The organism is Aquiflexum sp. (assembly GCF_977115555.1).
In genome coordinates this window covers 1-9882 of record NZ_CDSBKL010000134.1, presented here as the reverse complement: position 1 = coordinate 9882, position 9882 = coordinate 1, and the positions used below count along the sequence as shown (strand labels likewise).

11 protein-coding genes are annotated in these 9882 nt (G+C 41.5%); 5 read left to right on the top strand and 6 right to left on the bottom strand.

The window, feature by feature from the left end:
* Nucleotides 1–44 precede the first annotated feature (44 nt).
* The 6 genes from ACZFYI_RS09890 to ACZFYI_RS09865 form a co-directional block, all read right to left on the bottom strand.
* Nucleotides 45–803: a 3-keto-disaccharide hydrolase gene (locus ACZFYI_RS09890; protein WP_462523965.1), complete on the bottom strand. Its 759-nt coding sequence runs from the start codon at nucleotides 801–803 to the stop codon at nucleotides 45–47.
* Between the two features lie 2 nt (nucleotides 804–805).
* A complete protein-coding gene (locus ACZFYI_RS09885) occupies nucleotides 806–2158 on the bottom strand; it encodes a Gfo/Idh/MocA family oxidoreductase (protein ID WP_462523964.1) in 1353 nt (450 codons plus the stop codon).
* A gap of 122 nt (nucleotides 2159–2280) precedes the next feature.
* Complete coding sequence (locus ACZFYI_RS09880) at nucleotides 2281–3042, bottom strand: ABC transporter substrate-binding protein (protein ID WP_462523963.1); 762 nt, start codon at nucleotides 3040–3042, stop codon at nucleotides 2281–2283.
* A gap of 75 nt (nucleotides 3043–3117) precedes the next feature.
* Nucleotides 3118–4185 carry a M42 family metallopeptidase gene (locus ACZFYI_RS09875; RefSeq protein WP_462523962.1) on the bottom strand — a complete coding sequence of 356 codons (1068 nt, stop codon included), beginning with the start codon at nucleotides 4183–4185 and terminating at the stop codon, nucleotides 3118–3120.
* A gap of 60 nt (nucleotides 4186–4245) precedes the next feature.
* Complete coding sequence (locus ACZFYI_RS09870; RefSeq protein WP_462523961.1) at nucleotides 4246–4599, bottom strand: four helix bundle protein; 354 nt, start codon at nucleotides 4597–4599, stop codon at nucleotides 4246–4248.
* Nucleotides 4600–4690: 91 nt separating this feature from the next.
* Nucleotides 4691–6274 (bottom strand): acyl-CoA carboxylase subunit beta, encoded by a 1584-nt coding sequence (locus tag ACZFYI_RS09865; protein ID WP_462523960.1) that lies wholly within the window; start codon nucleotides 6272–6274, stop codon nucleotides 4691–4693.
* 165 nt (nucleotides 6275–6439) lie between these two features.
* Here ACZFYI_RS09865 and ACZFYI_RS09860 point away from each other — a divergent pair, with 165 nt between their 5' ends.
* The 5 genes from ACZFYI_RS09860 to ACZFYI_RS09840 all read left to right on the top strand — a co-directional run.
* Nucleotides 6440–7399: a Ppx/GppA phosphatase family protein gene (locus ACZFYI_RS09860; protein ID WP_462523959.1), complete on the top strand. Its 960-nt coding sequence runs from the start codon at nucleotides 6440–6442 to the stop codon at nucleotides 7397–7399.
* A 29-nt stretch (nucleotides 7400–7428) separates the two neighbouring features.
* Nucleotides 7429–8499 (top strand): Ldh family oxidoreductase, encoded by a 1071-nt coding sequence (locus tag ACZFYI_RS09855; protein WP_462523958.1) that lies wholly within the window; start codon nucleotides 7429–7431, stop codon nucleotides 8497–8499.
* A gap of 88 nt (nucleotides 8500–8587) precedes the next feature.
* A complete protein-coding gene (locus tag ACZFYI_RS09850; RefSeq protein WP_462523957.1) occupies nucleotides 8588–8785 on the top strand; it encodes a hypothetical protein in 198 nt (65 codons plus the stop codon).
* A gap of 1 nt (nucleotide 8786) precedes the next feature.
* On the top strand, nucleotides 8787–9236 hold the full coding sequence (locus tag ACZFYI_RS09845) for a DUF6036 family nucleotidyltransferase (RefSeq protein ID WP_462523956.1): 450 nt from the start codon (nucleotides 8787–8789) through the stop codon (nucleotides 9234–9236).
* 117 nt (nucleotides 9237–9353) lie between these two features.
* On the top strand, nucleotides 9354–9882 hold a 529-nt coding region (locus ACZFYI_RS09840; protein ID WP_462523955.1), incomplete at its 3' end, for a Gfo/Idh/MocA family protein.

The following is a 9882-nucleotide window of genomic DNA, read 5'->3' as shown; positions in this document are numbered from 1 at the left end:
AACTTGAGCAAATAAAAGGAATGAACATACAATCAATAACTTTTTCATAATGGTATTATCTTTATGTTTTTGTATAAAACCTCACTTCCATGATCCTGGAGCGCAATCAATCCTGATTTTGAGATAGCATAATCGGGAAAAGCATCCCATTTCCCGCTATTCCTTCTTACTTTCCAATCTTCTGAATAAGGCACAAATTCTACTGTTTTTTTCCCGTTCAAATAGTATTCAGCTTTATCATTGGTGAAAATGATCTTAGAAACATTCCACTCACCTGCAGGTTTTACTACCCCCTCAAAATCGGGGACATACATGGCATAATCTGCTGCCAAAGATTGCCAATCTTCCAAAGGCTGTGGAAATCCCAACTGGTCTATCACTTGGTATTCGGGTCCAGTGTAATATGGAGCTGAATATTTCGGATCTTCCACTACATGGTAAAAGACACCGCTGTTTCCGCCAGTTGCTATTTTCCATGTGAATTCCATCTCAAATTGCTCGAATTCCAAAGGAGCAAATACGATATCTCCGCCAACATCTCCGCCGTCATGGCCAAGCCCCTTGAGAGCACCATCTTCTACAGTCCAATTAGCAGGTAGGGAATCCCCATTGAAAGCCCTCCAGCCATCGGTATTTACACCATCAAACAACAACATCCATCCTGCCGATTTTTCATCTTCAGAAAGTGAATTGTCAGGAAGGATTACTTCAGCGATTTCATCTGCTACTTCTTCTATAGGCTTTGGACTACAAGCCCAAGCCATGGATATCAAAGCCATCCAAGCTATTTTCGTGTATTTCATAATTAAATCAATTTCATATTTACGGGATCCCATTTCATAAACTTGTCTTGGAAATAACTGTCATTGCAAAGCAAAGCCGGGGCTGCTGCCCTAAATCCAAATATAGGATCTTCAGCAACTGTCCCATTTGTTCTGATGGCATTGAACCAATTACCAAAATGATCATAATGAGCACCTTTCCAACTTCTTTCTGCGGTGTAAGAAGTTTCACGGGGTGGAAGGATTTTAGCCCTGCTTTCTTCAGTAGCTCCTCTCAACTTCGCCTGCTCTCTTAAAAAAGGATCATCACTTTCTGCGTTTTGATTGAGTTTAACCACTACTTCTTCCCATTTCACATCCATAGAGCCTTTGGTTCCGACTATTCTGAGGTAGGTTGTACCGCTTGTACCGTCCACAAAATTACATCTTAAGGAAAGATTGAATCCTGGATGCTCAGGAGTCTGGGGATAGTCAAACATACCCAACAACACATCAGGAACTTCCCTTCCATCTTTCCAATACCTCAACCCACCCATAGATGAAACTTTTGTTGGCCCTTTGGAATTGGTAATAAAGTGCAAACTTGAAAAGAGGTGGACAAATAAATCGCCTGACATGCCTGTTCCATAATCAAGGTAATTTCTCCATCGGAAGAACCTCAATGGATCCCATTCCCTTGCAGTGGTGTTTGAAATATACTTTTTCCAATCAACTGTCTGTTCATTCCCGTCTTTTGGCACATTATATTGCCATGCGCCCTCAGGAGAATGTCTCGCCCAAAATCCTTCTGCATACACAATATCTCCGATGGCTCCTGCGGCAAGCAGTTCTTTTGCTTTTTCATTACCCAATGAAGAAACGCCTTGACTTCCAACCACCATCACTTTTCCTGATTTTTTCCAGGCATTGACAACATCCATTCCTTCTTTGACAGAATGGACCATCGGTTTTTCACAATAGACGTGCTTGCCCGCGTTCATGGCATCAATGCTGATCTGCTTGTGCCAATGGTCAGAAGTGGCAATAATAACTGCATCTATATCTTTTCTTTTGAGAATTTCCTGATAATCCTGGGTTACAAACAAATCGGCTCCCCACTTCTGCTTGGCCGATTCAAGCCGGCCTTTGTATAAATCACAAACAGCGACCAACTTCACATTGGCATGTCTCAGAGCGGAATTGGTATCTTCTGTACCCATGATTCCTGCACCAATCAATGCCAAGTTGATAGGAGTATCGTTTGCCAATTCAGAGACAGAGCCTCTTTCAAGGAAATTTTTATTGGGGATTTCTTCGGAAAATGCCAAAGGGCTTATCGCTGCCGCGGCACTTGTAGCACCAAGCTTTTTTAAGAAATGTCTTCTGTTTTGCTTCATTTTCTTGGATTGGTTATTAATGATATTTGGAATCGAAAAGTTACTTAAATTTTTTACAAAAGTATTTTCCAATGGCCTAAATTTTTATAAACGGAAAGATCCCAAAAATCAGATTCTTTCATTTAAAGACTTAAAAAATATTTTCCCGAAAGTTTCAATCTACTCCCATACCAGGAAAAAAGCTCCCCATCTACGATTAATATCCTTGAATTGGGAAGTCTATCTTGGAAAAAAGAAACATTGCTCTCTTTAAAAGGATAAGGCTCTGAACTGAGTAATAGGAATTCCGGATTCAAATTGACTATTTGTTCCAAATCAATCTCGGGATACCGGCTTTCAGGGATAAGATTTTTGAAACCTGCTTTGTCCAACAAAGAATCAATAAAAGTATTGGAACCCACAGCAATGAAAGGATCTTTCCAAATCAAATAAATTGCTGAACCCTTGAATTTGAAATCTTTTTCCAATCCCTCCTTAATCTCAGATACGACTTCCTTAGCTTTGATTGATGTATCGGTCAACTCGCCAATCCTACCGATCATCCGATAAGCATCATCTAAAGTATAGATATCACTTATCCAAACAGGATATTTTTCAGCCAGTCTTTCAATTCCTTCCTGATAGTTTTCCTCCTTGTTTCCAATAATCAAGTCAGGATTTAAAGCATCGATTTTATCAAAATGGAAATTCTTTGTCCCCCCAATAACGGTCTTTTCCTTTTTCAAACCTTTGGGGTGGATGCAAAATTTGGTAACGCCTACAATCCTTTCCCTCAAACCCAAATCCACCAAAAGCTCTGTCTGCGATGGCACCAAAGAGACAATCCTTTTTGGAGGATTTGGAAGGGAAATGCTGCGATGGAGTTGGTCTATGAATTGGGGCATGGTGATTTGGTTATTGGTTATTTGATTACGCAAAACCTCTGATTGTAAATCTTAATAACTAATTAACCAATAACCTTATTTAATATATCTAAATTCATATCCCGGATCCAATTCAGCCAAGAATTGATACATCAGCAAAATGACATTCTCAATATCTTCTTTGCTTGCAGTCTCCACGGTTGTGTGCATGTATTTCAAAGGAAGGGAAATGAGGGCAGATGGGACACCTTCATTGGAATAGGCAAAGGCATCTGTATCTGTTCCGGTAGTCCGTGAAGCGGCAGCTCTTTGGAACGGAATGCTGTTTTTCTTGGCGCATTCGATGACCAAATCCAATAACTTTTTGTGGACCGCAGCACCATAAGTCAAGACAGGACCTTTTCCCGCTACCTGCTCGCCACTTGTTATCTTGGAATACATCGGCGCAGTGGTATCATGGCACACATCGGTGATAATTGCTACATTCGGCTTGATACGGGCGGCGATCATTTCTGCACCACGAAGACCGATTTCTTCCTGCACGGCATTGACAACATATAGGCCAAATGGAAGTTTCAAACCCGATTCCTTGATTTTCCTTGCCACTTGGGCGATCATATAGCCGCCAATCCTGTTATCCAAAGCCCGGCCTGAATAGAATTTTCCGTTCAATTCCTGCAGTTCATCTTTGAAGGTAATCACACAACCGACATGGATTCCCAATCCCTCGACTTCTTCTTTATTCCTTGCTCCCACATCAATGAAGATATTGTCCAAAGTAGGACTGTCTTCTTTTCCTTCTTTCCTGACATGGATGGCCGGCCAACCGAAAACTCCCGGGATTATGCCTAGGTCTGTATGTATATTAACCCGCATAGAAGGGGCAATCATATGGTCCGAACCTCCGTTGCGCCGCACATAGATATAGCCGTCGGCATTGATGTAATTGACAAACCAGCTGATCTCGTCGGCATGGGCTTCGATGACGACCTTGTATGGAGCATCCGGATTGATTACCCCGACTACAGTGCCATAGCTGTCTGTGAAATAGCTGTCCACATAAGGTTTGATATAATCCAGCCATATCTGCTGGCCAGAAGCCTCAAATCCCGTAGGAGAGGCGTTGTTGAGGTATTTGTAGAGGAAGTTTTTTTGATTTTCCATTTTAATTTTTTTTGTTCTTGTCAACTGTCGACGGACCACAGTCCACAGCAGGTTTATAGGTTAGTTTATGTTATTTCGTAAAGATTGAAGTTTAATGATTAAAATTTCTATTGATGCATAAAGATTTAAAAAATCATCTTCTACTATAATTCCCCTCTTTCTGCCTAAGTAGAGACAGCCAACCACCTCAATTCCTGAACGAATAGAATATCCTAGAAATTTTTTGAATTCGGCATTTGATTGACCGGTAGAGCCTTCGGCAATATTTAAAGCAATCGAATCAGCAGCACGTTGAAGTTGCTGAGCCAAAACATATTTCTCATCGGTTGGGAATTTTTTTATCAGTTTATTTATCTCCAACGAATAATCCAACGCCAATTCCCAAACCCTCAAATTTTCGAACTTAAAAGCCATTTCCAATCAATTTCGTTTCAATTCAATTTAAATATGGTATAAAAACCAATTGCACGAAGCGGTCGACCATGGACTGTGGTCTGTTGACATTTCACAAAGGAATATTCCCATGTTTTTTCCTTGGCAACTTATCCACTTTGTTCTCTAGCATTTTGAATCCACGGATCAATCTCTCCCTTGTTTCGGAAGGAATGATTACCTCATCGATAAAACCACGGTGGGCAGCACGGTATGGGTTGGCAAACTTGGCGGTGTATTCATCTATTTTTTCTTGCAATTTGGCAGCCGGATCTTCTGCTTCTGCGATTTCCCTTTTGAAAATTATTTCTGCTGCACCTTTGGCACCCATTACTGCGATCTCAGCAGTAGGCCAGGCGAAATTTAAGTCAGCACCGATATGCTTGGAATTCATCACATCATAGGCACCCCCATACGCTTTCCTAGTGATGACTGTAATCCTTGGGACAGTTGCCTCCGAAAAAGCATATAGCAACTTGGCCCCATTAGTAATGATTCCATTCCATTCCTGATCAGTTCCAGGCAAAAAGCCTGGTACATCCACCAAGACCAAAAGAGGCACATTGAATGAATCACAGAACCTGACAAACCTTGCTGCTTTCATGGAAGCATTGTTGTCCAACACCCCCGCAAGTGACTGAGGCTGATTCCCTACAATACCGATGCTTCTTCCCGCGAGCCTTGCAAATCCTACTACAATATTGTCAGCGTAGTTTTTATGTACTTCCAAAAAAGACCCTTCATCACAAATCCCCTCAACCACATCTCGAATATCGTAGGGATGGTTGGGATTTTCTGGAATAATGGTATCTAAAACCTTTCTCGATTCATCTTCTTTCAAATCATAGCCATAGACAGGAGCGGAATCTTCACAGTTTTGTGGCATATAACTTAGCAGTATTTTGATATGCTGAATGCAATCCAACTCATTGGCACAAGCAAAATGAGTCACGCCGCTTTTGGTGGAATGCGTACTTGCTCCTCCCAATTCTTCGGCAGTAACATTCTCTGCAGTGACAGTTTTCACCACATTGGGTCCAGTTACAAACATGTAGGAGGTGTTTTCGACCATCAGAATAAAATCTGTGATTGCAGGAGAATATACCGCACCACCGGCACAAGGTCCCATGATCGCAGATATCTGCGGAACTACGCCCGATGCCAGAGTATTTCTGTAAAAAATATCTGCATATCCTCCCAAAGAGACCACCCCTTCCTGAATCCTTGCCCCTCCTGAATCATTCAACCCGATCACCGGCGCACCGTTTTTCATGGCCATGTCCATGATTTTGCAGATTTTCTCTGCGTGTGTTTCAGAAAGCGATCCTCCAAAAACGGTGAAATCCTGGGAATATACATAGACAAGGCGACCGCTTATTTCTCCATATCCTGTCACCACGCCATCCCCAAGGTAATGCTCCTTGTCCAGTCCAAAATCCTTGGCTCTGTGCATTACAAATTTGTCTATCTCCTGAAATGTACCTTCATCAAGCAAAAAATGGATCCTTTCCCTTGCTGTAAGTTTTCCTTTCTTGTGTTGGGCAGCAATTCTTGCTTCTCCCCCACCGAGCAAAGCTTCCTCGTTTTTTTTATTCAGTAATTCAAATTTGTCCTTATTTGAGGGAAGGGTATATACACCTTTGATTTTGCTATCCATGATGCTAAAGTTATTTGGTTTGGTCAAATATAGTACGGTACAGTCAAGTGAGGAAATTAAAATTGATGAACATCCAGTGAATTCGATTTCATGGTCTTAGAAAAATTCTTAACAAGGGATTTACAATAAACTTTTTATATTCGTGCAATCAAAAATCTAGGTAGTATGATTCCGACCAAAGCTGCGATCATCGACATGGGTACCAATACATTTCACTTATTGTTGGTGAATTTGTATGCAGACAGGTTCGAAACTATATATAAAGAGAAAATTCCTGTCAAAATCGGTCAGGGAGGTATCAGCCGTAATACGATCCATCCGGATGCTGAAAAAAGGGCTTTTCATACTTTGCACCATTTCAGAAACCTGATAGATGGGGAAGGGATCACGAGCATTTTTGCATTTGCCACTAGTGGGGTGCGAAATGCCGACAACGGAAAGGAATTCGTAGCCAAGATCAAGGAACAATTCCAGATCGATGTGCTCATTATCGATGGTGAACAGGAAGCCCAGATGATCTATGAAGGCATCAGATTCAGCGGTTCTTTGAGCGATGAGACATGCCTGATGATGGATATCGGTGGCGGTTCGGTGGAATTTATAATAGGTAATTCGCAAGAAGCATTCTGGAGAAAAAGTTTTGAAATCGGCGGACAAAGAATGCTTGACCTCTTTCATTACCACGATCCAATTTTGTCTGAGGAGGTTGAAAACCTTACTTTTTATCTTGAAGAAAAACTGGTCGAACTGGTGCAGGCTATCAAAACTTATAACCCTACCGGTCTCGTTGGATCTTCAGGGACATTTGACACACTTACTGACATTTATTTTGCTTCCTTGCATGAAACCAAACTGAAGGACCAACAAGTTTTTCAGCTGCCTAGAGAGGAATTTGAGTTGATAGGTCAAAAATTGCTTACCCAAAACAAAGAAGAGAGGCTTCTGATTCCGGGAATGATCCCAATGCGGGTAGACATGATCGTAGTAGCCGCGTGCCTGATTGAATATATCTTGAAGTTAGTTCCGGTTTCGACCTTGATTTGTTCCAATTTTGCATTGAAAGAAGGTGCAATCGCACAATTAATGGGGAAACATTCCCAAGCTGACACACTTATCAGCAGGTAATCCTGTCCTTAAATTTGGATCGCAAAACAATGACATTTACATACGCAGACTTATTCGATTTTACCAAATCAATACTTTTAAAAATCGGCTGTCCCGAAAAAGAAGCTGCTTTGGCTGCTGATGTTTTGTTATCCGCAGACTTAAGAGGCGTAGATTCCCATGGAGTTGCCAGGTTATCAGGTTATGTTAGGCTTTGGGAAAAAGGAAGGATCAATGCTACTCCAAACATCAGGATCGTACATGAAACCCCAAGCACGGCGGTGGTGGATGGTGATGGAGGCCTTGGGTTGGTGGTAGCGCCTTTTGCCATGCAAGTAGCGATTGATAAAGCCAAAACAGCCGGTACAGGTTGGGTTTCGGTGAAGCATTCGAACCATTACGGTATAGCCGGATACCATGCGATGATGGCTTTGGACCATGACATGATTGGAATTTCCCTGACCAATGCAAGCCCTTTGGTAAGTCCGACTTTTTCCAAAGAAAGATTACTCGGCACCAATCCGATAGCAGTGGCAATCCCTGCCAAAAACCAACCTGCATTTGTTGCAGATATGGCTACGACGACTGCCGCCAACGGAAAACTGGAAATCCTCCAAAGGAAAGAAATGGATGCTCCTCTTGGATGGGTGCAGGACAAAGACGGAAATCAGACAACTGATTCGAATGGCGTAAAAAAAGGAGGCGCTTTGCTGCCTCTTGGTGGCGACAGGGAGCATGGTTCGCACAAAGGATATGCTTTGGGCGCGATAGTGGATATTTTTTCGGCAGTCCTTTCAGGAGCCAATTACGGGCCATGGGTTCCTCCTTTTGTTGCTTTTCTTGAGCCGGATCCAAATCCTGTCGGAGAAGGTTTAGGCCATTTTTTTGGTGCAATGAGGGTCGACGCTTTCCGTCCTGCAGATGAATTCAAATCCCATATGGACAATTGGATCGGAAGGTTTCGTCAGGCACAACCCACTGAAGGAAATGAAAAAGTATTGATCCCAGGAGATCCGGAGCGAGAGCTTGAAGCCGAAAGAAGGGTCAGTGGAATCCCATTGCTAAAGCCCGTTGTGGAAGACTTGAGAAATTTGGGTGAAAGATTTGGAGTGAAATTGTAAGTAGGAGCTCATCATAAAACTTGATACGACTTGATAAATTTTTTAGCTAATTACACAACACATATTTTTATTGGTTAAATTGACCTCTATGGAATTCAAATTAGACAGAACAGTATTTAAAGCATCTGAGGCAAAAAACCAGGTAAACTATGGCTTGGAATACCGCGATAAAAGTCCGATGGAATTGTTGGAGATTGCGTTTTACCTAAACAGCATAGCTTATGGTTTTTCTCTAGAAAATCCACCAAAAATGGATAGAACTGCATTCAGTGTAAGAAAAAGATAATATGGAGAACATATTCCCCACTGATTTCAAAGACTTTATTCGATGCTTTAATAATCACAATGTTGACTATATTTTGGTCGGCGGTTTTTCTGTTATCCTACACGGTTATCCTAGAAACACAGGTGACATGGATATTTGGGTAAAAAGAAGTTCGGAAAACTTCAAGAAGATTGAACAAGCGTTTTTAGAATTTGGGATGCAATTATTTGATATGACGTTGAACAATTTTTTATATCATAAAAATTGGGATGTTTTCACTTTTGGCCGAGCTCCTGTAGCAATAGATTTGATGGTAGAAGTGAAAGGACTAAATTTTGAAAAAGCTTTTGAATCCTCCGTTATTTTTTCAGAAAAAGACTTTTATGTCCGTACTATTTCAAAAGAGGACCTTATCAAAGCCAAAGAGTCCGTATTAAGACCTAAAGATTTGGATGATTTGCAGAATTTGTAAACAACCAACGAAATATTCCGAATCCTTCACCACCCATCAAATCCCATTTGTTTGCTTTTCCCCTTTTTGTAAATTGTATCTCATAAAAATTTCTTTACCGAAATTCCCAATAAACCTATGAGCTCATCTACCTACAACAGAAGACAATTTCTAAAAACCGGCGGATTTGCCGCCTTGGCCCTTTCCAGTATGGGTATGATAGGGATAAACCCTATCCAAAATGAAACCCCGCTAAAAGTTGCTTTGATCGGATCCGGCTGGTATGGAAAAAGCGACTTGTTCAGATTGATACAGGTCGCAAATGTAGATGTGGTAGCGCTCTGCGATCCAGATAAAAACATGCTAAAGGAAGCCGGTGACCTTGTGGCAAAAAGACAGAAATCCGGTAAAATCCCAAAGCTATACAATGACTACAGAGACTTGTTAAAAGAAAACAAACTCGATATTACTGTGATCGGATCTCCTGACCATTGGCATGCATTGCAGGCCATAGCTGCGATCAAATCAGGTTCCCATGTGTACCTTCAAAAACCGATTTCAGTAGATGTCATAGAAGGTGAGGCAGTAGTAGCTGCAGCGAGAAAATATAATAAAATGGTTCAGGTAGGTACCCAAAGAAGAAGCACACCACATCTTTGGGACGCCA

Bases quoted from the DNA above. Each gene is read 5' to 3' on its own strand.
- ACZFYI_RS09865 (WP_462523960.1), bottom strand. From the start codon at position 6,274: ATGGATAGCAAAATCAAAGGTGTATATACCCTTCCCTCAAATAAGGAC.
- ACZFYI_RS09885 (WP_462523964.1), bottom strand. From the start codon at position 2,158: ATGAAGCAAAACAGAAGACATTTCTTAAAAAAGCTTGGTGCTACAAGT.
- ACZFYI_RS09845 (WP_462523956.1), top strand. From the start codon at position 8,787: ATGGAGAACATATTCCCCACTGATTTCAAAGACTTTATTCGATGCTTT.
- ACZFYI_RS09880 (WP_462523963.1), bottom strand. From the start codon at position 3,042: ATGCCCCAATTCATAGACCAACTCCATCGCAGCATTTCCCTTCCAAAT.
- ACZFYI_RS09855 (WP_462523958.1), top strand. From the start codon at position 7,429: ATGACATTTACATACGCAGACTTATTCGATTTTACCAAATCAATACTT.
- ACZFYI_RS09870 (WP_462523961.1), bottom strand. From the start codon at position 4,599: ATGGCTTTTAAGTTCGAAAATTTGAGGGTTTGGGAATTGGCGTTGGAT.
- ACZFYI_RS09850 (WP_462523957.1), top strand. From the start codon at position 8,588: ATGGAATTCAAATTAGACAGAACAGTATTTAAAGCATCTGAGGCAAAA.
- ACZFYI_RS09890 (WP_462523965.1), bottom strand. From the start codon at position 803: ATGAAATACACGAAAATAGCTTGGATGGCTTTGATATCCATGGCTTGG.
- ACZFYI_RS09875 (WP_462523962.1), bottom strand. From the start codon at position 4,185: ATGGAAAATCAAAAAAACTTCCTCTACAAATACCTCAACAACGCCTCT.
- ACZFYI_RS09860 (WP_462523959.1), top strand. From the start codon at position 6,440: ATGATTCCGACCAAAGCTGCGATCATCGACATGGGTACCAATACATTT.